Consider the following 24339-nt stretch of genomic DNA (forward strand, 5'->3'; position numbering starts at 1 on the left):
GAGGCTGACCCATGCAGGCAGTCTACCTGAAACCCTGTTCCACATTTCCGGCAACCATTCATTCAAATACCCTCTTTGGAGCTATATGCAGGACGATGGATGAACTTGGTTATGATACCGGAGGGTTTATCGAACGATTTTCTAAGAATCCCCCTCTTGAAATTAGTTCCTGTTTCCCGTATATTGATACCGAATCCGGAAAATCTCATCTGTTTCCAATGCCTCATCTTCCTCCGACCGGAAATTCTGGTGCAGAATTTGAAACCTTGAAAAAGCTGAAAAAGATCCAGTATGTTGATGAACAGGCATTTATGGAGATGGTATCCGGAGTATTGAAGATTTCTGATATCCTTACACTCCTGGAGAAATCAGAAGAAACAGATTCAAAGATCTTTTCACGATCCGGATCCCTGAAAGGGTGTTCGTCTGCAGTTGTTGATATTCCTCATAACCAGATTAACCGGTTATCCTCCGCATCAGAACAGTTCTTTCACACGAGTGGGATGCAGTTCCATGATGGCGGGTTATTTTTCCTTATCCGGTACCATGACCGGGATTGCGAAGAGGCGGTTCATGCTTCGCTTCGTCTTATGGCAGACCGGGGAATTGGGCAACGGGTTTCATCCGGACAGGGCCATTTTGATCTGTCCTTTGGAGAGATTGATATTCCGGATAACCGGAATGCACCATACCTTACGACTCTTTCACGGTTTATGCCCAGGGATATTTCTCCGTTTGGGAATAAGATCTGGTATGACCTGGTTACAATCAGGGGAAGAAGTACTGATGGTGTGATGAAAAAACGGGTGATGATGCTTGGTGAAGGTTCTGTCTTTTCCAATGTTCCGGAAGGCTTTTCAGGACAGATTGCAACCGTTCGTTCAGATCCACCGGTGATTGAGTACGGACTTCCGTTTCTTGTTGGTATGGGGTGTTTATCATGAAAATTGCCCTTATTGCCAGAACTCCGGTCCATATCGGGACAGGTCAGACATATTTCCCGAATGAGTATGTTACATCGACTGGAAAGAGTGGGGTAGGTTTTGTAAGCAGGATTGATATCCGGAAATTTTCATCGGTTCTTAATGAAGATCAGCGGGATTCGTTTATTGCAGATCTTGATGAATCGTTTAAGATGACGGAGTTCTTTAAACAGAATAATCTGGTACCGAAGGATTTGAGAAGATACCTGGTGGAAAACCGGAGTGGCAATCACAATCCGCAGGAAATCCGTGAATGTATCAAGACCAATAATATTCCGTATATTCCGGGCAGCAGTCTGAAAGGTGCCATACGGACTGCCCTTCTCTGGTGGTATGCCAAGGATGATTCACGGTACACTGATAGTATTGAACAAGATCTTGAGAATGACCGGTATGGTAAAAAGAAACGGGCCATAGGGAGCGGGTATGTTGACCGGGTCTTTGCCTGTAATTATCCGGGAAATAAGCCCGATCCAAAATATGATCTTCTTCGGTTTCTCCAGGTAAGCGATTGTATGCCGGTTGAGAATAAGACGTCTATTGAGTCCATTATTACCTATTCTCTTCAGAATTCCGGCAACCTTCGACCGAAAAATTTTCAGATTTTTGCTGAATGTGTAAATGGATCTTTTTCCGGATCAATCGGTGGTCTTGACCAGATCAAAAAAGTTGCAACTCACCGGGATTTTCCCCAGTTAAAGGATAAAATATCCCTGTTAGGCATGGATTCTTTGTCTGATACAGGTGCTGTTCCTGCTCATCTCCAGAAGGTACTAAGTGAATGGAGCAGATGGTGTTTTTCAAAGGAACAAGATCTGGTGAGAGATGATGATTCGTGTACGGATTATCTAAAGCCGGTTCAGTCATGGCTATCAGAATCTTCTCATATCCGGCTTGGGTTTGGAGTCGGGACATTATACCAGACGATGATCGGAATCCTCGAAGAGCAGGATCCGGATCTTGCTGTCCGGCTTATTGATACGTATAAACTTGCACGAGGTCACCCGGAACATAATGTGTATGATACGATTGATCCGCCATATCCAAAGACCCTTGAATTCACCGCAAATGGAGATCCTTTAGGTTGGCTTTCCTGTTCATTTGAGGCATAAATGACCGCATCTGCGATGAGAATTCCGCTCCGGTACCTGGTTCTGCATACCGACCGTCCGGTTACGGAGACCGGAACAAATCTCCGGGGATATATCGGGAACAAGTTTCCTGAATACCCCCTTTTACATCATCATCTGGATTCACCAATGCTCACTTATCCAAAAGTTCAGTACAAGGTTCTGGGTGGTACCCCGTCAATACTCGGAATCGAAGAAGGTGCCAAGGTAATTGGGGAGATTGCCGATGGTATTGATGAACTTGAATTTCGAACCGGAAGGTATTGTGTGGTCCAGAAAGTCTCATATGATCAGAAGATTCCCGTTATGTCGGTAGAAAATCCCATCAAGTACCGGTTTGTTTCTCCCTGGATGGCTTTGAATGAGGATAATTACCGGAAGTTTCGTGAATTATCTGACTGGAAAGATAAGAAGATGTTTTTGAATCGTATTCTTATCGGGAATATTCTGAGCATGGCAAAAGGACTTGGCATTGTAATTGAAGAGAGGCTTTCTGTCCGGACGATGCTTGAACAGGTTCCCATCAGATACAAGGGCGTTGATATGACCGGTTTTTCCGGGTCATTTATGGTAAATTTTCAGATGCCTGAGTATATCGGGATTGGAAAGGGTGTTTCACAGGGATTTGGTACTATCCGGAGAGTGAATCCGGGATCTGATATCCGGAATGAAGAGATTGGGGGTCTGAATTGAATGGTGGTTCTGAAAATACGAGTTCCGGGTTCGAATTTAGAAAAGGAATGATTATATAATTTTGCGACGAGGTTATAAAGGAGGTACGGAAACCCCCCTCGTCGATCTGATAAAGGTATCGGAAAGATGGGGTTAGGTGTGCTTCGTTTGTCAAAAGGGCGAAATTTTTGGCCCTTGCATAAGGGTTCCACAAAAAACAAGGACTGCAACTTATTGATTTAAGGATAATTTGTATTGTTAATGGTTAACTTGCATAAGGGTTCCACAAAAAACAAGGACTGCAACCACGAGTAACATGTGAATCACTCACTGGAATGGGAGTACTTGCATAAGGGTTCCACAAAAAACAAGGACTGCAACACGTAGACCTCGTGGCGATCTACCTTTTGGTTTTGTCTTGCATAAGGGTTCCACAAAAAACAAGGACTGCAACTTATATTATGCATGATTATTGTCAAATGGGTGATTATCTTGCATAAGGGTTCCACAAAAAACAAGGACTGCAACACTTTAACGGCTTCAGTGATTACCTTAGGAGCTACATTCTTGCATAAGGGTTCCACAAAAAACAAGGACTGCAACCATTTCTCACCTGAGCGACTATCTCATCATATTCGATCTTGCATAAGGGTTCCACAAAAAACAAGGACTGCAACAAGACGATATCATGACCGATTATTTCGAAGTAAATATCTTGCATAAGGGTTCCACAAAAAACAAGGACTGCAACTAATGGTAAATTAATAATCAGAGGTGGCTATCCATTCTTGCATAAGGGTTCCACAAAAAACAAGGACTGCAACATATGTTTACCCATACGGGTTAACGCTGTAGGTCTGTCTTGCATAAGGGTTCCACAAAAAACAAGGACTGCAACCCAAAAGGTGTTCAGAGATCATTAAATGAGTTTAAAGACTTGCATAAGGGTTCCACAAAAAACAAGGACTGCAACCCCATAACAAGCCGGGCACTATCCTTATCGTTGCCATACACTTGCATAAGGGTTCCACAAAAAACAAGGACTGCAACAATATCGTTGTTAATACAATAGAATTTTTAGTTCATCTTGCATAAGGGTTCCACAAAAAACAAGGACTGCAACTAATGTATAGTGTTCCTGATAACTAGACATTTTTTCATCTTGCATAAGGGTTCCACAAAAAACAAGGACTGCAACTTCAACTTTGATTAAATTAGACATTTATTGTTCACCTACTTGCATAAGGGTTCCAGGAAAACAAGGTTACTCACCAACGAAAACTCGGGATAATAAGTTTCTCTAAATCACTTGCATTCAGGATTCACATCATCCACTTCTTTACCGGATGTTGACTTTACAAAAGAAGAAATAAAGAGACGGTCTCATTATGTCAGACGAAAAAATTCAATCTCTCATCTCAACAGTATTAGAAAAATTAGAAAATAATACTGAAATGATAGAAATTTTGGATATTTCTGAAAAAGAATTTGATGAATTAATAAAAAAAGTCCTTGCAGATAAAAATATTCGTCGTTATGCCAGGATAAATCCACTTATGTATGAAATCAATAATAGTCTGGTATATTGGGATATAAGAAAAAGTCTATGGTAAAAAAGCTGTACGATTAACGAAAAGTAAGCGTTTTCGTGATTGAATCTCATTCAATTTTCCTGATTAAAAATGCATAAGAGGATCGATAATCCCCCATCCAATAATTCGGAGTTTATTCACCCTTTGTGAACTTGAGTGCTTTAAAGAAGGTTTTTCACTCCCCTCAAAAATTTCTACTTTTACAATAAGACAAACCTTGACCGAAAAAACCGTCCATACTACCAAGGGTGAAAATCTATCTCTCAAAAAAAGTTTAGATGAGAGAACTATCTCTCGATATACTCATTTTAAATATTTATACGCCTAACATTACTATTACGAAGATTGTTTTCCTTTGATACGAAAAAATATCGGGAAGACAATCTCACCTAATTTTAGTAGATTAATTGCTACTGAGTTGAATTTTTAAAATTTTACCCACCTAATTGCAATATCTTTTTTAGCGTATTATTTCATCTCTCATAACTCTTTTTCAATACATTATCCCGGGATATCAAAAATATTCCCGGAAAAGGTATTCAAATTGATATATTGCAATTTTCGGGCCGAGTGGTGATACCATGATAAATAACGAATCAAAGAAAGTCACTTGTGCAATATGTGGAACAATGAATCAGCAAAATATCATTATTATCCCTGAAACCCGGCATTATGTCTATCCGGGTCTTGAATCAATATCAGCAATTCAAAATGCCCTGTTATGCCATATACAAGAATGTTCAGTTTGTGGATATTGTGCCCCTGACCTCTCCGAGGCTGATAAATTAATGGAAACAATTGTCCGGTCTGACCAGTATCGACTGATATCACAGGATAAGACTATGCCGGAAATAGCCCGCAGATATATGGCATATGCATACTGTATCGAAAAACAATCATCATATCATGATGCCTTATTTGCATCAATAACTGCATCAAGAATTTGTGATGCTATAAATGAGCATCTTTCCGGAAGTACCTGTCGAAAAATGGCTATCAGGTATTTACTGTTATGTAAAGACAATGGAGATATTATCTGGAAAAAACCCGGTCATTTTGAACTAATACTGGCGGATCTTTATCGAAGAACTGCAAGTTTTGAGGAAGCAGAAATAACTGTGAAAAAAGGACTTACAAAAGCAACCGATCCTGATTTATTAATATTATTACATGATACAAAATCACGTATCTCTCGTTGGGACACGTTGTATTATCCATTGGGGTAGGACAAGTCTGAATTCCCTTTTTTTTAATATTAAGGTCCGGGGTATCAGTATTGTATTATAACTCTCCTGTCCGGACATACTGAAAAAATCTCACCTTAATTGGAGATATAAAAAACTGCTTCCCTCCTATCAATCATTAATTATCGGTGGTTTGCTTATTCCGGTGAAATATTGTAATGGTCTTACTTACAAGAAACGTATAATGCATTCTTAGTCCTCTCTTTAATATTTCCGGATTTTTTGAAATAAAGCGCTAAATTTCAGTTCAGTGATGATGAAAGAGGTTTATTTACCCGGATTATGAGAAGAGTAAATTGTCCGGTTCAATAAACCTGCAGGTTCAGAAGAAATTTAAGAGATAATGCAAATTGAATGGAATTTTATAAAATTTATACATGTAAGTCCTAAAACGCAATATCCGGAGGGAAGTAAAAGGTTCAGTTTACAATTTTAAAATATCTGCCCCTCTTGGAAGATAGAATAAACTCCCCTGGGTTATCTGGCCGGACGGCTGGAATGCCGGGGTTTATATGATACAATCAATTATTTCGTGTGCTCGTTCAGTCTGCCCTTTCTTATAGAATTTTTTGGCATTCTGAATCCATGCGTTTAACTCGGCACACCGGGCATCATTCGTTCCCTCATATGTTTTAGCAATCTCAGTTGCCTTTTTTATTTTATCTTTAAATTTTATCTCACTCATGTATACTATTACACATTATCTCTACTCCTAAAGAAAACCTTCTAAAAAAGGCTATATTTTTAAATTTTTTTCATAATTCCTGTGAATAAAAAGTTGTATGATTGCCATAATGGTAATCTTTAAGAGGGTTACACGGTAGGCTCGCAGATATGGGTATTATACAGAACAGAGAATATTCCGGATTAATTCTGAAATCCGGTCTCATTATCGTTTACAGATCATTGGTTATTACACGAAATTGCCGGAGTGATAAAACGAAAAAATTCATGGGTAAACTGCTCAAAGGTAAACCCCTCTGCCTCGATTACCAGTTTCCATTTCTCTTCCATTGATAAGATGTTCATAAAGGAGATCATGAGGTACATTGAGGTTAGGAATGGGTCAATATCAGACCGGATTGTTCCGTCATTCATTCCCGCCTGTATTGCATCCCGCAGAATCTGGCGACAGGTGCCATATCCTTGTCCAATCTCTGCAGTACATGGATTTTCTTTTGAAAACCTTTCAGAGCCGTAAAAGTGAATCATTCGAAGATAGTCCGGATGTTCCTTCGAAAATTGGTAATACGCCTGGCCCATGAGCGTAACTTTTTCAATTCCCAATACGTCTTTTTCCATGCATTCCGAATATTTTTCTTTCAGGATTTCAATGCCCCGGAGGACGATGCTGGCATATAAGGCCTCCTTATTTTTAAAATACAAGTACAATGTGGCTTTATTCAGTTCCACCTCCTGTGCTATCTCATCCATCGAGACTGCTTCATAGTTTCGGGAAAAAAACAGACGTTCGGCTGCATCAAGTATCTCTGTCCTTCTTTTCTCTTTCTCCCGCTGTCTTCTCTCCGATATCCCCATACCTGTTATACCTCTCTATTTATCCAGGCCTTAATCAGTGTATGGCTGATACTTGTTTTTTGTGGATAAGAGGGCAGATTATCACGGGAAAACCAGCCAGCCTCGATAATCTCCACGTCATCAATCCGGATTTCTCCTCCGGCATAATCTGCGACAAATCCGACCATGAGCGAATCAGGAAAAGGCCAGGGTTCACTTCCGAAGTAACGGATATTTTGGACTGAAATACCTACTTCCTCAAAAACTTCCCGGTGAACAGTCTGTTCAAGGTTCTCACCCGGTTCATTGAATCCAGCAAGAATCGAAAAAAAGCCTGATGGAAACCGTGGGGAGCGGGCAAGCAGAATCTCCTCACCTTTTTTAATCAGGACGATGATTGCAGGAGATATCCGGGGATAAAAGATTCGGTTGCAGGCTCTACATATCCGGCCCCGTTCGGTTGTAAGCGGGTGGGTTTTTGCCCCGCATCTTCCACAAAAAGCAGTCGACCGGTCATTGTCAAGAATCCTGACCGCATACGAGGCAATTGCCATCTCGGTATCCGGAATCAGCCCGGAGAGTTCCCTTACCGGTGAAAGGTTCCAATCTCCGGGTAGAGGGGTATCTGAAGATAACTCTCCTGCATAGTAGATGATTTCGTCTCTGATCCCTAGGTATACCGGTTCACCTGAAATCAGACCGGAGGGACGAGGATCTTCAATTATGACGGTTCCGGATCCTTCTTTCTTAAGATAAATCACTGAATTATCCCTGATCAGAATCCACCGTTTCTTTGATGCGGTTAGGTTATCCGGTTCAGGGTAGACCGGAAGGAGAGGCCTGACTGAATAGAACGGACTATGCTCCATAGTAATGCTCAATATACTGGTGATGGTATCCTGAATTACTTCATCCCTTCCAGAGGTAGTACTCCGGCATCTTTGGTTCGGCATACAAGGTATGCAGTCTTAATGAAGCATCCTGTACTGGCCCTGGTTTCATGGTTCTTGCATGCTCCGGACAGGCTCTGATACAGGCACAGCAGGTGATACATTTTTCCAGTTCAATCTTTGCACTATTTTTTGAATCAATCGCACCGGTCGGGCATATCTCTGCACAATGCCCACATGAGGTACATTTGTCATTGACGGCGATAAAATCAACAACCCATAATTTTGAATCCCCTCTATAGGGATATTCGCCAGGCACTTCGACCTCAGAAACCGGATTTTCTGATGAAACAGACTCAAGTTTTGAACGTATATTCCGGCCGAATTCCTTTGCATAATCCAGATCTTTGTTGTAAGGACGTCCTGCTGCGGTTGGCGTTTTTTCAGTTGAAAATGAATGTTCCCCGATAAAGGCTCCTCCGGCAATGGGAATGCCTCCACATTGAAGAATGGTTTTTTTGAGTTCAAGTAAGGCATCTTCATAGGTCCGGTTGCCATACACAACCACACAGATCGCCGGATTATTCTGTAATTTCATCGCCTGTAGCCAGTCCATGATGAGTGCCGGGACTCGTCCCATATATACCGGAACCCCGATAACCAGTAATTCATCTTCTGATGTTTGCAATGGTTCATTTCTTGCATCCGGTGATGTAATGTCGATCCATTCCGAGGTATCCGGTTCTATCCCTCGCTCAATACCCCTAAGAACCGCTTTTGTTGTCCCCGTTGGAGAGAAACAAACAAGTTTTGCATGTACCATTTTTCTCATTCCTTTTTGCATATCTGTGCATCAATCCTGAATCCTCTGGTTTCAAGAGTTCAAATACTCTTCATGAGAACTTTGAGTTCCTGGATTCTTTCTGGAAACACTTTCTTCATAATATTATAACTATGGGTTATCATATAACTATTGGTTACTTTATGAATGAGGATACGTTTTTGGGGAGTAAAGAAACCCGAGTCCAGATGATGTATTGTTCGATTATGAGGAAATATCCGGGAGCATCCATGGGTTTTGTTTCAGGGAGTAATTATTACCCGGAGAAGGGATATTGTATAACAAAAAAAGGATCAGGGGATTCTAAAGAACTGGTCGATTGCGACACTAATCGGTTCTTTATCGTCAAGATAGGTAAGTTCAATCTCATCCGGTCCGATGATTCTTCCGGTTGAGTACCCGTTATTCTCCTCTGTAATGGAAAGCTGGGTTCCGTCCGCACTTATGATTCCCGCAATCTCCCGCGTTACATCTGTGCCGGTATCGGCAAACCTGGTATGACCAATAATAATCCGGTCTTTCTGTTCGGTTATGTTCAGGAAGAAAAACCCGGTTTCCTGTTCGTTAAATCCCGTATCACCATTATACTCGGAGTATGGTCCGGTCCAGTTACCAACAAGATCGGGAATATCAGCCATTACCATACCTGCCATACTTACTATGGCTATTATAACCAAAAATCCGGTTACCAGAGTTTTCATATAAAATGATCTCTTCACCAGGTAATAATCTTTAGCCATCATTCCTGACCTGGATTGTCGGTGGTCAAAACCGGTATACCGTTAGAGATACCAATGAATGTATGGTGGATGAACCTGAATCAGATAATCCCTGTAAAATTCTCCGGGAATGGGTGAAACAAGAGGGATTTGGGTTTTCACCAGATGAAGAGGGTTCATTTCATTTAGCAATAGACCGGATTATTCACTCCTGCAGCCCGTCCCTTCAGGTACTCGGACTTGGAGAACCCTTTCATGGAGGAAGGGATATTCTGAAATTTCGAAACCTCCTATTTTTCTATCTGGTTGAGAGACATGGGTTCCGGTCAATAGCCATTGAAAGCAGTTTTTCTCGTGGACTAAAGGTCCAGGAATACATGAGTGGTCAGGTAAAATCCGGGATATTTTCCGTTTACAGGTGAAAGTATCAGAGAATATGATTGGCTGGTCTTTTTTCCTAATCTTATCGCCTGATAATCTAAAAACCATTGTTATCTGATGAACCTGGTTTATCAATTTCAGGATTTATTGCTTGCTTTTAGAAGGTTATTCTCTCTGCAATACATACCTGAAGAGTGTCACTATTGCCTACAAATCATTATAATTAAATAGTATTATTTGAGAGTTTTTGATATGATAGGTACAGGTATTCCTTGTCCAATAATCCGGATATCCTGTATCTATATCATCGTTATTTTTTTATTGTATCCCGTTTTTGCCGAAAAAGTATCTGATTTAACCGTATCCGGAATTTCAATTCAGGAAGGTCTCTCTCAGAACACCGTTAATTCCATTTTGCAGGATGAAAGGGGATTTCTCTGGTTTGGGACCCAGGACGGTCTGAACCGATATGACGGTTATACTATTAGGGTATTTCGAAGTGATCCGTCATCAGTTAGCAGTATCAGCAGCGGTTATGTAACTGATTTGGAAGAGAGTCCTGACGGGATCATGTGGATTGGGACATTAAGCGGGCTGAACAGGTTCGATCCAAAGACTGAAGAATTTACCCGGTTTTTTTACCAGAATGGCAATGACTCATCCCTCTCTGACAACCAGATACATGATCTCTGCCTGGACAAAAAAGGGAGGCTGTGGATAGCAACAGACCAGGGAGGGCTTAATGTTCTTGATACTCACTCCGGCCAGTTTACCCACTGGAAAAAGTGTGATGACGATGAAAATTCGATAATCTCAAACCGGATATGGCAGATAACTGATGATCCGAATGGAAATATCTGGCTGAATACTCCATCAGGTCTTGATTACTTTACTCCAGTTACAGGGATCTTCAAACATTATTTCCATGATCCGGATAATCCTGCAAGTTTGTCCGTGAATGAGACCCTGGCTTCATTATGGGACGAAAACGGATTTTTGTGGGTGGTTTCCCCACTTGGCGTAGATAAACTGGACCTTAATACTGATAATGTGACTCACTACCTCTTTGCAATTTCCGGTTCTGAAAGTGGAATCGGTCTTAAAGAAGGGGCAATAATACAGTCATCTGATAACAAGCTCTGGATTGGGACGAGAGGATCTGGTCTTCGAGTGTTTGATCCATTATCTGAAACATTTACCTATTATCCAGGTGAAAGCCATGACCTAGGTTTTCTCCAGTCAAATGCAGTTCGTTCACTCTATGAAGATGCTTCAGGATCTATCTGGATAGGCACTGATGATTCCGGAGTTTATCTTTACAATCCGAGGGTTGAGCAGTTTACTGTTTACCGCAATAACCCGCTGGATCCTGATTCTCTCAGCACAAGCGATATTTTTGGTATTTACGCAGATGGAGATATCCTCTGGATTGGTGGAGCTGATGGTTCCTTAAACCGTTTTGACAGAAAGACCAATACAAATCTGATAATCCCGCAGGATGCAGATGATCCCCTTGCACTTGCTCCAAGCAGAATTCTCGGTCCGATTATTCCGGACAAAAAAGGCAATATCTGGATCGGGACCGGGGGAGGTGAAGGGCTTTTCAGGTTTTCCCCACATTTGGGAAAATTTACCCGGTATAGTCATGATCCGGATAATCCTCAAAGTATCAATAATAATAATGTTATCTGCATGTATGAGGATTCTTTAGGAAATATCTGGGCCGGGACAGATGCTGGGCTTAATTTGCTTGATCAGACCATGGGGAATTTTACCTCCTGGAACCATGACCCTGAAAATCCTGAGAGTATCAGTTCTAATGACATCAGGGCAATTATTGAGGATAGTGATGGAACATTTCTGGTTGGCACGCTTGGCGGAGGTTTAAACCGTTTTAACCTTACAACCGGAGTATTTACCCGGTTTTTGCATGATCCTAATGACATCACCAGTCTGTCAGATAACGAAGTCCTGGCAATCTTTAAGAATAGCGATGGTTTCTTCTGGATTGGGACAGGAAACGGGCTGAACAAGTTTGATGGAAATAGTTCTTTTCTGAAGTATACTATAGAAGACGGGCTGCCAAACGCGTGTATCTATGGAATTCTCGAGGATGATAAAGGGAACATCTGGGTATCAACAAACAGAGGAATTGCATGTCTTGATCCGGTATCTGGCGAAGTGAATTCTTACACCTCACACGATGGTATTGCAAGTGACGAGCATAATAGCGGGGCATATTATCTGGCCCCCGATGGTGAGATGTTTTTTGGCGGAATATCCGGGATTACAGCATTTTATCCTGACCGGATTGTCCCTAACCCGAATGTTCCCCCGGTTGTCCTCACCGATTTTCTTCTTTCAAACAAACCTGTTCCAATTGGCAATTCATCAGTTTTATCCCGCTCTGTTACGTATTCCGATGAAATCATCCTCTCATACCTGGATAGTATCTTTTCAATCGAGTTTTGTGCTCTGAATTTTGTAAACCCAAAGGAGAATCAGTATCGGTACAAACTTGCTGGATTTGATGATGACTGGAACGAAGTAGATAGTTCCCGGAGGACTGCAACATATACAAACATGAGGCCGGGAAGGTACGAATTTATCGTTGAGGCCTCAAATGATGATAATGTCTGGAATACAACCGGAACATCCCTGTATATCAATATTACTCCACCATGGTGGGAGACCTGGTGGTTTCGGTCATTTCTCCTCATTTCCCTGTGTGCTCTGGTTTATATAGCGTATCGTGCACGTATTGAAAATTTCCGCCGTAGAAACGAGGAACTTGAAAATCTTGTAAAAACCAGGACTATGGAACTTGAGACTGCAAAAGAAAAGGCTGAACTTGCAAACCGGGCAAAGACTGATTTCATCTCAAATATGAGCCATGAGCTCAGGACACCGCTTAATGCTATCCTGGGGTATGCACAGATCCTTTCCCGTCAGAATAATCTAACCGATACACAGAAGAAACAGGTCGGAACTATTCAGAAAAGCGGCGAACATCTGCTCCGGCTCATTAATGATATCCTCAATATGGGGCGGATAGAATCCAGAAATATTGAACTACAGGTCAGTGATTTTCACCTCCCGTCCATGATCCAGGAGATTATCAACATCATTCGGGTGAAAACAGATGAAAAAGGATTAACCTTTCAGTATGAGAAACCTGGTCTGATGCCTGAGTATGTGAACGGAGATGAACGAAAAATTCAACAAATCTTTTTAAATCTTCTTTCGAATGCAGTACGGTACACAAATACCGGTTCAGTATCCCTTGCTATCTCCTATGTGGAAAATACTCTCTCCGTATCGGTTTCAGACACCGGAATTGGCATTCCTCATGAGAAAAAGGAACAGATATTTGAGCCTTTCACCCGGCTTGAGGCTCAGGGACATACCGCTGACGGAGTAGGTCTTGGTCTTTCCATCACAAAGGAACTGATTAATCTCATGCATGGCACCATCGATGTTGATAGTGAGGAAGGAAAGGGGAGCCGGTTTTCGGTCACTTTACCTCTTCCAAAAGTCGTTGGTGGAACAACATTGGATGATGACCGCCCTCTCATTACCGGATACCTTGGAGAACGAAAGAGCATCCTTGTGGTTGATGATCACCGGGAAAATGCAGGATTGATGGTATCATTATTAGAACCTCTTGGGTTTATGATGTATGTTGCCTACAACGGAAATGACGCTCTTTTGATGATAAAAGAGGAATCTCCCTCATTGATCCTTCTAGATTTTGTGATGCCCGGGATGAATGGCCTGGATTTTGTAACAATTCTGAGAAATAATCCAGATATGATGAATATCAGAGTTATTGGTGTCTCTGCATCAGTGCAGGGAGATGACCGAAAGGATGCCTTTGTAAAACTCTGTGATGATTTCATCGATAAACCGGTTCGGTATGAACGACTTCTTGATGGAATTGGAAGGGTACTTGGAATATCCTGGATATCAGACCCTGACATAAATAGGACAATTCCAGAAAACAACCTGGATGAGGGTCATGAAATATCTGTTCCGCCAGTTGATGTCCGTGAAAAGATCCGGAAACTGGTGAAAGAAGGTGATTATCATGGGCTTGAGCAGGTTGTCAGTCTTCTTTCTGATCAAAATAATGATTATAAGGCATTTTATAAAAAAGTCAGCCAATACATAGAAAAATATGATGATGTATCAATTATTGAGTTTATTGATTCGTTTGATCAGTAGTCACCGGAGCGTTTTTATAACAATCTAAAGACGAATGATTTCTTTTTTTTTCACAAAAACCTGATGGAGAAGATGTTTTGGATTCCCTCTAAAATTCAATGGTTCAATTAAAAACCGGTGTGATTGAGATAGCACTTGAATCTTTTCTGTCATTTTGGATCTCGGCATTTGCGGTTTCTTTCCAGGTTATCCCATCATCATCTTTGGAGAGCTCCCAGATCGTGTACACTGCTGTATTCCGGTCTCCGTTTATATCCATCCTGAATTTGCCGGATAGACCGTAATGTTGTTCTGCCATTTTGAGAACAGCATCTTCCATTGATCTGCTGTCCGGAGAGCCGTCCATAATCAGAGCTTTTAGAGCAATCCATGTAGTATCATAAGTAGCAAGGGTATAACCAGAAGGAGATTTTCCTTCTGTAATTATTGGGAGGGCCTGATATGTGGGGGAATTTTTCACGGTACGATCTGAGCCGAGGGAAAATGCTGTGAAGTTCCTTGCATATGCATATTCAGCCGGTTTTGATGTTCCGGTCAGTTCAGGAAGCAGGGCATTTGTATCACAACCTATCCAGGCGACCTTTGCCAGATTTTCATACTCATCTTTTGTAGCTTCGGTGAAAATGGACTGCAGTTCGTTTGAGGTAACTGCATATATCGCGACCTTTTCCGGGTCAAGACTGGTAAGGACGGTTTTGGTTTTCTGGTCAAGACGTAATAGTATATCGGTAAAATTGGTCGTATCCGGACTGTACCAGGTAATTTCTTCCATGGATATGCCCTCTCCAAGGCTCTGTGATACCGCATTCATGAGTCCTCCACTCCTTTGATCATCACAGACGAGCGGCACAATACGGGTTATCCCTCTTTCAGCAAACCATCTGGCTGCAACCCGGCCCTGTATGGTATTGTCCGGGTTAAACCTGATGAGATTGTCATCCGGAGATGCAAGGTGAGGAGATACTGGTCCGGTTGCAAGAAGGAGGATACCATGGGAAGTACAATAATCCCTGACTGCATCTGCCTGCACATCAGATAGATAGGTGATAACCGTGGTCGCTTTCACATCATCCAGTTTTGTCAGTTCTGCGAGGACTGATTCTGTATCTGAAGTGATTGCAGTAATGTATGGAAAGATCCGTTTTTTTGAGTTAATACCTGCGAGGTATTTATTAAAATCCGAGACGGCGAGTTCAAACGCTTTTAAGCATCCTTCTCCCTGGACAGTCAGCGAGCCTGATGTTGGATACATTCCATATACAATAATTGAATCAGAGTCGATGCTGCTGGAATCGGCACAGGCCACGATAGGTAAGAGAAGCAGGGAGATAATTATTATTCCGGACAGCACGGGTATTTTTCCGGTATATGTCATATAGTGAAGTTATTAGGAAGGGCTATAAAAATTCCGGTAATTTATGTGAAAGGCATAATCTGTTTTTGTGTTCTGTTAAATTCATCAAATTCTCTCTCATTTCATGATACACCATCTGATTGGCAAAATCTAGCTTGTTTTTTGTATTAGATCTTTCAGTTAATTATATATAGAATTACAAATCAATAACAAAGTGATCCTTATTATGAACTTTAATAATTTCACCCTGAAATCACAGGAAGCAATCCAGAAATCAACGGAAATTGCGGCAGGAAAACAGAACCAGGCCATTGAGACAGCTCATCTCCTTAAGGGTATGCTCATCGTGGATGAGAATGTCATTCCCTATCTTCTAAAAAAACTCAATGTTCATCTTGACCGGTTCACCCAGCTTCTGGATCGCAATATCGATGCATTGCCAAAGATTACGGGAGGTGAACCGTACCTCTCGCATGATACAACAAAAGCCCTACAGAAAGCGAGTGGAATTGCCCAGGAGTTCAAGGATGAATTTGTATCCATTGAACATCTCCTGCTTGGTATTCTCTCCGTTAATGATGCTACTGCCCGGCTCCTGAAAGAGAACGGAGTGTCTGAAAAAGATTTGAAGACTGCTATCAAGCAGCTCCGGAAAGGATCAACGGTCAGTAGTCAGACTGCAGAAGAGACATATAACGCATTAAATCAGTTTGCTAAAAATTTAAACGAACTGGCGTTCTCTGGAAAACTTGACCCGGTTATCGGCCGGGATGATGAGATCCGGAGAGTTTTACAGATTCTCTCCCGGAGGACAAAGAACAATCCGATTCTCATCGGAGAGCCGGGTGTTGGTAAAACCGCCATTGCAGAGGGTCTTGCTCACCGGATCATTGATGGAGATGTGCCGGATAATCTGAAAACAAAGCAACTCTTCTCCCTTGACATGGGTGCCCTGATTGCCGGGGCTAAATACAAGGGAGAATTTGAAGAACGACTAAAAAGTGTGGTAAAAGAAGTAGTATCTTCCGATGGAGAGATTATCCTCTTTATCGATGAGATCCATACTCTGGTCGGGGCTGGTGCGAGTGAAGGGGCTATGGATGCCGCCAATATCTTAAAACCTGCCCTTTCACGAGGAGAACTTCATGTCATCGGTGCAACCACCCTCAAGGAATACCAGAAGTACTTTGAGAAGGATAAGGCCCTTGAACGCCGGTTCCAGCCGGTAATGGTTAATGAACCTGATACTCTTGATGCAATCTCTATCCTCCGGGGAATCAAGGAGAAGTATGAAACTCATCACCATGTCAGGATAAAAGATGAAGCAATTATTGCAGCGGTAGAACTTTCCCAGCGGTATATTTCTGACAGATTCCTTCCGGACAAGGCGATTGATCTCATCGATGAAGCTGCTTCAAAGCTTCGGCTTGAGATTAACTCGGTTCCGGAAGAACTGGAGATGATTGAGAGGCGTATTCGGCAGCTGGAGATTGAACGGGAAGCCATCAAACGGGAAAAGGATCAGGTAAAACTTGACAGCCTGAACGAAGAGATTGGAAATCTCAGTGAAGAACGAAACCGGCTGAAGGCAAAATGGCAGTCTGAAAAGGATCTGGTCGAACAGATTCAGCTTCGAAAAAATGAGATAGAAGATCTGAAATTTGAGGCGGACAGTGCAAACCGGACCGGTGATCTCGGAAAAGTTGCAGAGATCAGGTACGGCAGGATTCCGGAGAAAGAGAAGGTTATTGAAGGGTTAAAGGAACAACTGACCGGATTACAGAAAGACTCTGCAATGGTGAACGAGGAGGTTGATGCAGAAGAGATTGCCGAGGTGGTTTCACGGTGGACCGGAATTCCGGTCAGCAGGATGCTCCAGAGTGAGAAACAAAAGCTTCTCAGTCTTGAAACCGAGCTTCATAAGCGGGTGGTCGGTCAGGAAGAAGCGATTGCAGCGGTATCTGATGCTATCCGGAGGAACCGGGCCGGACTGTCCGATTCAAAGCGTCCGATTGGATCATTTATCTTCCTCGGGACTACCGGGGTTGGAAAGACCGAACTTGCCAAAGCACTGGCAGAATTCCTGTTCAATAACGAGAACAGTATGGTCCGGATAGATATGTCGGAGTACCAGGAGAGGCACACGGTCTCACGGCTGGTTGGAGCACCTCCGGGGTATATCGGGTACGAAGAGTCCGGACAACTGACCGAAGCAGTACGGAGAAAACCATATTCGGTGGTCCTCCTTGATGAGATAGAAAAGGCCCATCCGGATGTGTTTAATATTCTGCTGCAGGTTCTCGATGATGGACGACTGACTGATAACAAAGGTCGGACGGTGGATTTTAAGAATACCATCATCATCATGACCTCGAATATCGGATCTCATCTCATCCAGGAGAGTCTTGAACATACCACCGAAAAGAACCGGGAAGAAGTCTATGATAAAACCCGTGAACAGGTATTTGACCTGCTGAAAAAGACCATCCGTCCGGAATTTTTAAACCGGGTCGATGAAGTTATCATGTTCCGGCCGCTAACTCTTGATGAGATACGGACGGTTGTGGAGTTGCAGCTCAACCTGGTCCGGATGATGCTGGAAAAGAATGATGTCCGGTTTATTACGACGGACAATGCCGTCCGCTTAATTGCTGATATGGGTTTTGACCCACAATTTGGTGCCCGGCCTATCAAACGGGTCATCCAGAGAAATCTGCTCAATGAGCTCTCAAGGATGATACTTGCCGGTGAGGTGAGCCGGGAGAAAGAGATTGTGGTTGATGAACAGGATGGAAAACTTGTGTTCAGTAATAAATAATAATTCCGGATAACATCTCTCCCTTTTTTTTAGCTCCATATCATCAGATAACAAAGATTGGAAAAATCAGAATTTTCAATTCTCTTTTGGGATATGGAATCGAAGTTTTTAATGGACACATAGTTTTTTTATTATTGTGATAATACGGTATTGTATAGTGTTATCTGGAGATATTCCTTCGAATCGTCCGGAAGTGATGAATGCAATAAATTCATTTGTTCAGGAAATAACTCAAAAATATCCGGATAAAATTAATAATGTTATCATATATGGTTCTGTTGCAAGAGGAGAGGATACCCGTGAATCAGATGTCGATCTGCTTATCACTGGTAAGCTTGATGACTGGAGATTTGAGCGGGAATTAATAAATATTGCATTTGATATTGGTCTTGAAAATGGAGTTTATTTATCGGTAAAATATTTGCCGCAGGATAGGTTTGCGAAGGCCGGGTCATTTTCTTTCTTCAGGACTGTCAGCGAGGAGGGTGTTTTTGTTGTTTCCAAATAATGAGGAGATTGCACTGAATATTCGTGCTGCTTCTGAAAGGCTGACAGCCGCTGAATTTCTTATGGAGAAAGGATTATTTTCAGATACTGTAAACAGGGCTTATTATGCCATGTTTCATGTGGCGAACGCAATTCTTCTGACACGAAGTATTATTGTGAAAACACATACCGGATTGATAACTCAATTTGGGCAGGCATTTATCCTAACTGGAGAGATCGATAAAGAATATGGCAGAATGCTCGCCAATGCTGAAGAATTACAAGAAAAAGCAGATTATTCTGTTAATTCAGATATCACAAGGGAACAAGCTGAATATGTTCTCCATGATGCCGGTTCATTTCTCAAAATGGTAAAATCCAGATTGAAAACAATCAATTAGGCCAGTATGGGAATGTTTTTAGAATAAAAAATATCCCTGTAACGGGATTTAGGTGTAATAATTTACTCTGATACTCTCTGTATAATTCTATCATATTAATTATATACTTTGGGATAAATTATTCCCTGGGATATGTCGATGAGAAGAATATTCACAAGGAGGGGTAGTAATTCTTTTCGTTTTCTGCGGCATTGTGGGAGCTGCGGAGGGGGCCCTTACCCCACATATAGAAGTGCCATTTGAATCCTGGATCTCAGAGGTAATGCAGGACAATTGGCGGAAAAAGTTCAAAATGGTGAAACTCATGTGCATTCTGAAATTACGGTCTTTTCGGAGGGATGTGATTATCCCTGTATAAAGGCAGCGATCAATGGTTCTTTAGATGGAGATCGGATTTTCGTTTCAGAAGGGACATATCCTGAATCACTGGTAGTAAACGAATCTATGGATATACGAGGAGTTAATGGAACAGTTATTGTGAGAACATCAGATCACGAAGTTGCCATTGCGATGACTTCAGATTGTGTATTTCCACGATGTTCAGATTAGTCCGGGAATATTAACCTATGTTCCCAAGGTAGTTCTAAAAAAAGTTCTCATCATTCTGATATTCATGAGTTTTATCTGATATCGTTACTTTTTGATGGATAAAATTGAATATATGTACATACATCAATATTAGTATCCGGAGAGCATGATGAAAGATTCAGATACAGTCAGATCCAAAATTCAGGGGTTTCTAAAAACTCTTAAAACCACACCGGATTTTCGTCATGTCCGCTTTGTCATGCTCTATGGATCGGTAGCCGAAGGAACGAATGATCAGAATTCAGATATCGATATTGCAATTTCAACGGATTTGGCTAATCTTGATGCAGAAAAATTCCGTATTTATATTCTTGGAAGAGTCTCTGACATCTTTGATGTTCATATTTTTGAGCATCTGCCATTATTTGTTCAGATCAATGTCTTTAAAGGAGAAGTACTGTACATGACCAACGAAGATGAAGTATATGATATAGCGTACAGGACAATAAGGGAATATGAATTCTTTAAGCCACATTATCTGGATTATATCGGGGAAAGGGCATTATAATGAATATGCGTATTGTCAGGAGAGAAAAGATACGGTATCTCCTCAGTGAAATTGATGAATCTCTTACTCTGATTCGTAACAATCTGCCTGAAAATCAAGATTTAAATGATTTTCTTGCACTCGGTCTTTTAAAAGATGGCTTATATAAGCGACTTGAATATGTTCTCCAAAGCATTTTTGATATTTGTGCCATATTGAATCGTGATTTGAAACTTGGGATTCCACAAAATGACGAGGATATCCTTACTAATCTGGCGAAAATTGAAATTATTGATGCACGGCTTTTAGATACTCTCCGGAATATGAAGGGGATGAGAAATATTCTTGTGCACCAGTATGGGAGAATCAATGATGAAATTATTTTTGAGGTTCTTATGACAAAAATTGATGACATTGAATTTTTCTGTCAGAGTATCGTGAAATTGCTCGATTCAAATCAGAAGTAGCGGCCCGGTATTCTATATTTTTTTACAATTACCCTGAAATGGCCATTTTCAGGACAGAGGGTTATAATCCGATAGATATATAATTCTTTTTTTTGGACGGAGACATCCAATAAGAGAATACGTGTTGAAGGGGGTTTACTACCCCCTGAAATGTTGGAGGAATGGATCGCATGATTGCAGTTGATCCGGAACCTGGAGAAAATTTTAGGTCCCTGATGAACTGTTACTCCTGTCATCAGAGGATGACGGTGTGATATACTATAGTTATACGTCTGTAGTTATATAATTAACGTATAGCCTTACGGCATATGTCGAAATCAGTTGGATAAGGGATAAACTTCTGATTATTTTAGGGTTTATCTCTTCTTCAGGTTCCAAAAAAATTATCCGGTTTAACTCTCAAAAAATGATATGGAGCCTGTAAGACCTTGTCTTTGAATCAGGTTCTTCGGAGTTCAAAAAAAGAAAACTGAATATTGAATTATACCTTTTCTTTTTGTGCAAGAACCGCTTCAATGGTTTTAACTTCGCCATCAGCCAGGGGAAAAGATGTTGTATAATTGGTATATCCCGGATAGGTCAGGTTTATGGTATAGTCACCGGGAATCAGGCCTGATATTACTTTGTTTTTGAGTATCCGGGTAACTCCCATACTTTCATCATTCACAAATATTTCAGCCCCGCCAGGAGTACTGCTGACAGTTAATCCGGTGTTAGGATCAAATTTCGCATCAAAATATTCGGGATAGTCCATGGAAAAGTTTGTGTTAAGTTTTGTGCCATACTTTCCATAATAATCGGCATAATAATTTCCGGTATCTGCAGTTCCGGTTCCGATGAGGGTTCCAGTCAGGAATACAAGAACTGCCACACTAAAGATCTTTTTTATCATAAGGCTACATACTTTTTTCCTGGAAGATTATGAAGTTTCTTCCGTTATTTTACCGGATATTCAACTTTCTGGTTGACGGAAACAATCATCTCCTTAATGCGTTCTCCTGCCTTTTCTATTCTGGATAAATATTGTCTGATTTTAGTAGTATCTGATGTTTCAAGTTCTTCTATCACAATTGAATTTAATCCCAGTATGATAGTCAATTGATTCAGGAGATCATGTCGGGTAAGGCTGATGAGAAGGCGGTTTTTTTATTTGCCTGATCAAGAGCCATACTCATCTCAAATAGTTCTGCCAGCCGCTTGTTAAGTTCAACCTTCTGTAACCGGTACCTGATGACCTTCTTTTCATATTCTTTCATAGAGATACGGACACCGGTGATTATGAAAAAAAGGCTGATAATAATAAATATCGGTGTTATGAAAGTTGTAATCAGGAGAGTTCCTCCCATAAACTGGGAAGAGAGATTTGTTATCAGCGAATACATCCCACAAGCAAGTCCAAGGTGGACAAAAATATGGTAATGCTTAAAGGCAGTAATAAATGTGAGTATTGTAACAAAAAGAAGTGCAAACTCAATAATAATTGAATCCGGAATAGTTATACTACATGCTTTGCATGACAAAAATTGTATTATTATCGTCACCATGATTGCGATGATAAGAAACAGAGAGATCAAATGACGGTTTTGTCCACTACTATCCGGCATTGTACTTATATTTGTTCAGAATATGGAAATATTTGAGGATTTATATTTTACAAGATGAGATGTAAGATATGAATAGAATGGTACATCTAATTTTTTTTATCTTGTACTAAAGAAGAAATAATCCATGTTATTTGGATTTTTGATATTCATCATCAGGTGATGTATCCGGAACAATAATTAAATAATTATCTGATTTGGGAGTATTTTTCTCCTCAAAGATCAATGAGATGGTATGCAGCTGAGAATCAGTCTGTTTCTCATTTTTATAATAATCTGTCTGGTCTGTGGATGTACTTCACAAAACCTCTCAACAGATTTGAACAAACCTCCTGTTGTGAGTGAGCAAAAGGATGCACCTGTAGATCTGGATAACCTATTAAGAATCAATCCGGAAAATCCTGACCTTTGGTATGCTAAAGCGGACCTGTTCTTTGCCAATGGAGATATTCAACAGGCATTTGAAGCGATTACAAAGGCCTCTGAATTAAGTCCTGAAAATGCAACTATTCTCCTCTTCAGAGCCAAAACACTCATTGCACTTGGAGACAAGGGACGGGCGGTACGGGATCTGTATACGGTTTTAGACCTGATTCCCGGGAATGAAACGGCTCTCGAGTTCCTCTCTTCAGTCCAGAGTAATATATCACCTCTTTCATATATCCAGGTTGAACATGATCTCCTCATAGATCCAAACAGTACCTGGTCAGCATTTAACAAAGGTAGATTCCTGTATGAAGAAAAGAAATACTCCGATGCAATCCCCTGGTTTGAGAAAGCAGTAGCCATCGATCCTGAAAATAGTGCTGCATGGTATTTCACCGGTTCATCCCTGATAGAACTTGGAAGGAGTATCGATGCAATAACGTCACTCAGGAAGGCAATTGTCCTTGATCCCTCCAATGCCGGAGCATATTATGAACTCGGACGTGCATTTGAAAAGCAGGGGAACAAAACTGCTGCAGAGGAGAATTATGCACTCTCCCTTAAGATAAATCCGGATAATGACTGGGCCAGGTATGTATATGGTAAAAACCTGGCAAAGTCAGGTGATTATGAAAATGCGATAAAAGAACTCGATACCAGCCTTTCACGAACACCATGTCAGGCGGAAGCATGGTATGAATTATCACGTGCTTATCTGCAAAATGGGAATACCTCGAAAGCGTTGGATGCAATCGGTATGGCTTTGCAGATAGATGCATATTCTCCGGATTATCATACACAATATCTTGCAGCCCAGGCCCAGGCAGATCCGGCAGCATGGTCGTCAGAAAAAGTCCTGGCAAAATTAGACTCTAATCCCAATAATGGGACATACTGGTTTTACTCCGGTGCAATAGCATACCATGACATGAGGTATAATGATGCCCTGACTGATCTAAACAAAGCCGTAACCCTTTACCCTCTGAATGCTCAGGCATGGTACTACCGGGGAATGAGCGAATATGAATTGGGACTGTACCAGGATGCATTATGCAGTTTTGATAAGACAATTATCCTGGACCCTGGAAATGCCTGGGCGTATTATTACCGGGGGGATATCCTTCAAAAACTCGGGCAATGTGACTATGCAATCCCTTATCTCAGCAGAAGCAGTCAGCTTGATCCATCCATCCCCTGGACATACTATGTAAAAGGGAACTGTTATCTGAACCAGAGCCGGTATTCTCTGGCTGCAGAAGAATTCGATAGATCAATCGACAAATATCCATGCAACCGGTGGGCCTGGTTCTTTGGAGGACAGAGTTATTACTATCTTGGGAATTTCCCGGTTGCCTATGAATATTTCACAAAAGCATTGACATTTGATCCGGGGAATGAAGAGTTTAAGAGATGGAAGGTAAAAGCCGGTGCAGAAGGGAATAATCCGGATGAGGCAATTTCTTACTACAACCTGACTCTTCCCTTTGGGGCCGGGGCCTGTAATCTCACCTGAATAT

23 protein-coding genes and 1 CRISPR repeat array are annotated in these 24339 nt (G+C 41.4%); of the genes, 14 read left to right on the forward strand and 9 right to left on the reverse strand.

Annotation, left to right across the window (positions count from 1 at the left end; translation table 11 throughout):
* Positions 1-11 precede the first annotated feature (11 nt).
* The 5 genes from csm4 (at position 12) to DLD82_RS15460 (ending at position 5603) form a co-directional block, all read left to right on the forward strand.
* Positions 12-944, forward strand: a complete 933-nt coding sequence (csm4, locus tag DLD82_RS15440; RefSeq protein ID WP_109942026.1) for a type III-A CRISPR-associated RAMP protein Csm4 — start codon at positions 12-14, stop codon at positions 942-944.
* The gene (csm5, locus tag DLD82_RS15445) at positions 941-2095 is read left to right on the forward strand and encodes a type III-A CRISPR-associated RAMP protein Csm5 (RefSeq protein WP_109942027.1); all 1155 of its coding nucleotides are present in this window, start codon (positions 941-943) and stop codon (positions 2093-2095) included. Before csm4 ends, csm5 begins: the two co-directional genes overlap by 4 nt.
* A complete protein-coding gene (locus tag DLD82_RS15450; RefSeq protein ID WP_109942028.1) occupies positions 2096-2806 on the forward strand; it encodes a CRISPR-associated endonuclease Cas6 in 711 nt (236 codons plus the stop codon). It abuts the gene before it with no gap.
* A gap of 172 nt (positions 2807-2978) precedes the next feature.
* Positions 2979-3983: direct repeats of the CRISPR family, unit length 38 nt; unit sequence TCTTGCATAAGGGTTCCACAAAAAACAAGGACTGCAAC.
* 190 nt (positions 3984-4173) lie between these two features.
* A complete protein-coding gene (locus tag DLD82_RS15455; protein ID WP_109942029.1) occupies positions 4174-4398 on the forward strand; it encodes a hypothetical protein in 225 nt (74 codons plus the stop codon).
* Positions 4399-4958: 560 nt separating this feature from the next.
* Positions 4959-5603 (forward strand): hypothetical protein, encoded by a 645-nt coding sequence (locus DLD82_RS15460; RefSeq protein WP_109942030.1) that lies wholly within the window; start codon positions 4959-4961, stop codon positions 5601-5603.
* 526 nt (positions 5604-6129) lie between these two features.
* On the opposite strand, the gene DLD82_RS18725 is transcribed toward DLD82_RS15460, so the two are convergent.
* The 5 genes from DLD82_RS18725 to DLD82_RS15480 all read right to left on the reverse strand — a co-directional run bounded on the left by DLD82_RS18725 (position 6130) and on the right by DLD82_RS15480 (position 9613).
* Complete coding sequence (locus DLD82_RS18725; protein WP_181391479.1) at positions 6130-6306, reverse strand: hypothetical protein; 177 nt, start codon at positions 6304-6306, stop codon at positions 6130-6132.
* A 218-nt stretch (positions 6307-6524) separates the two neighbouring features.
* The gene (locus DLD82_RS15465) at positions 6525-7160 is read right to left on the reverse strand and encodes a TetR/AcrR family transcriptional regulator (RefSeq protein ID WP_109942031.1); all 636 of its coding nucleotides are present in this window, start codon (positions 7158-7160) and stop codon (positions 6525-6527) included.
* Positions 7161-7165: 5 nt separating this feature from the next.
* Entirely contained in the window at positions 7166-8092 is a 927-nt protein-coding gene (nudC, locus tag DLD82_RS15470) for an NAD(+) diphosphatase (RefSeq protein ID WP_109942032.1), read from the reverse strand.
* Entirely contained in the window at positions 8049-8852 is an 804-nt protein-coding gene (locus DLD82_RS15475) for an EFR1 family ferrodoxin (protein ID WP_109942062.1), read from the reverse strand. Before DLD82_RS15475 ends, nudC begins: the two co-directional genes overlap by 44 nt.
* Before the next feature lie 311 nt (positions 8853-9163).
* Positions 9164-9613 carry a hypothetical protein gene (locus DLD82_RS15480; RefSeq protein ID WP_146199831.1) on the reverse strand — a complete coding sequence of 150 codons (450 nt, stop codon included), beginning with the start codon at positions 9611-9613 and terminating at the stop codon, positions 9164-9166.
* Between the two features lie 59 nt (positions 9614-9672).
* On the opposite strand from DLD82_RS15480, the gene DLD82_RS15485 reads away from it, so the two are divergent.
* On the forward strand, positions 9673-10011 hold the full coding sequence (locus DLD82_RS15485) for a hypothetical protein (protein WP_109942034.1): 339 nt from the start codon (positions 9673-9675) through the stop codon (positions 10009-10011).
* 211 nt (positions 10012-10222) lie between these two features.
* The gene (locus DLD82_RS15490) at positions 10223-14194 is read left to right on the forward strand and encodes a two-component regulator propeller domain-containing protein (protein WP_109942035.1); all 3972 of its coding nucleotides are present in this window, start codon (positions 10223-10225) and stop codon (positions 14192-14194) included.
* Positions 14195-14297: 103 nt separating this feature from the next.
* On the opposite strand, the gene DLD82_RS15495 is transcribed toward DLD82_RS15490, so the two are convergent.
* The gene (locus DLD82_RS15495; RefSeq protein ID WP_109942036.1) at positions 14298-15569 is read right to left on the reverse strand and encodes an ABC transporter substrate-binding protein; all 1272 of its coding nucleotides are present in this window, start codon (positions 15567-15569) and stop codon (positions 14298-14300) included.
* A 205-nt stretch (positions 15570-15774) separates the two neighbouring features.
* On the opposite strand from DLD82_RS15495, the gene clpB reads away from it, so the two are divergent.
* From clpB to hepT, 6 genes are all read left to right on the forward strand, one after another.
* Positions 15775-18366, forward strand: coding sequence for an ATP-dependent chaperone ClpB (clpB, locus tag DLD82_RS15500; protein WP_109942037.1), 2592 nt, complete (start codon positions 15775-15777; stop codon positions 18364-18366).
* A gap of 136 nt (positions 18367-18502) precedes the next feature.
* Positions 18503-18874: a nucleotidyltransferase domain-containing protein gene (locus tag DLD82_RS15505; RefSeq protein WP_181391480.1), complete on the forward strand. Its 372-nt coding sequence runs from the start codon at positions 18503-18505 to the stop codon at positions 18872-18874.
* The gene (locus tag DLD82_RS15510; RefSeq protein ID WP_109942039.1) at positions 18861-19253 is read left to right on the forward strand and encodes a HEPN domain-containing protein; all 393 of its coding nucleotides are present in this window, start codon (positions 18861-18863) and stop codon (positions 19251-19253) included. Before DLD82_RS15505 ends, DLD82_RS15510 begins: the two co-directional genes overlap by 14 nt.
* A 306-nt stretch (positions 19254-19559) precedes the next feature.
* A complete protein-coding gene (locus DLD82_RS15515) occupies positions 19560-19802 on the forward strand; it encodes a hypothetical protein (RefSeq protein ID WP_146199832.1) in 243 nt (80 codons plus the stop codon).
* Between the two features lie 145 nt (positions 19803-19947).
* Positions 19948-20349 (forward strand): nucleotidyltransferase domain-containing protein, encoded by a 402-nt coding sequence (locus DLD82_RS15520; protein ID WP_109942041.1) that lies wholly within the window; start codon positions 19948-19950, stop codon positions 20347-20349.
* The gene (gene hepT / locus DLD82_RS15525) at positions 20349-20795 is read left to right on the forward strand and encodes a type VII toxin-antitoxin system HepT family RNase toxin (protein ID WP_219968481.1); all 447 of its coding nucleotides are present in this window, start codon (positions 20349-20351) and stop codon (positions 20793-20795) included. The genes DLD82_RS15520 and hepT overlap by 1 nt, the downstream gene beginning before the upstream one ends.
* Before the next feature lie 481 nt (positions 20796-21276).
* On the opposite strand, the gene DLD82_RS15530 is transcribed toward hepT, so the two are convergent.
* The 3 genes from DLD82_RS15530 to DLD82_RS15535 are packed head-to-tail and all read right to left on the reverse strand — an operon-like array spanning position 21277 to position 22399.
* Entirely contained in the window at positions 21277-21687 is a 411-nt protein-coding gene (locus DLD82_RS15530; RefSeq protein ID WP_109942042.1) for a PEGA domain-containing protein, read from the reverse strand.
* 44 nt (positions 21688-21731) lie between these two features.
* Complete coding sequence (locus DLD82_RS19025) at positions 21732-21893, reverse strand: hypothetical protein (protein WP_219968483.1); 162 nt, start codon at positions 21891-21893, stop codon at positions 21732-21734.
* A 5-nt stretch (positions 21894-21898) separates the two neighbouring features.
* Entirely contained in the window at positions 21899-22399 is a 501-nt protein-coding gene (locus DLD82_RS15535) for a hypothetical protein (protein ID WP_146199833.1), read from the reverse strand.
* 232 nt (positions 22400-22631) lie between these two features.
* Here DLD82_RS15535 and DLD82_RS15540 point away from each other — a divergent pair, with 232 nt between their 5' ends.
* Positions 22632-24335 carry a tetratricopeptide repeat protein gene (locus DLD82_RS15540; protein WP_109942044.1) on the forward strand — a complete coding sequence of 568 codons (1704 nt, stop codon included), beginning with the start codon at positions 22632-22634 and terminating at the stop codon, positions 24333-24335.
* The last annotated feature ends 4 nt before the right edge of the window (positions 24336-24339 follow it).

Source organism: Methanospirillum stamsii (assembly GCF_003173335.1).
GTDB classification, from domain to species: Archaea; Halobacteriota; Methanomicrobia; order Methanomicrobiales; family Methanospirillaceae; genus Methanospirillum; species Methanospirillum stamsii.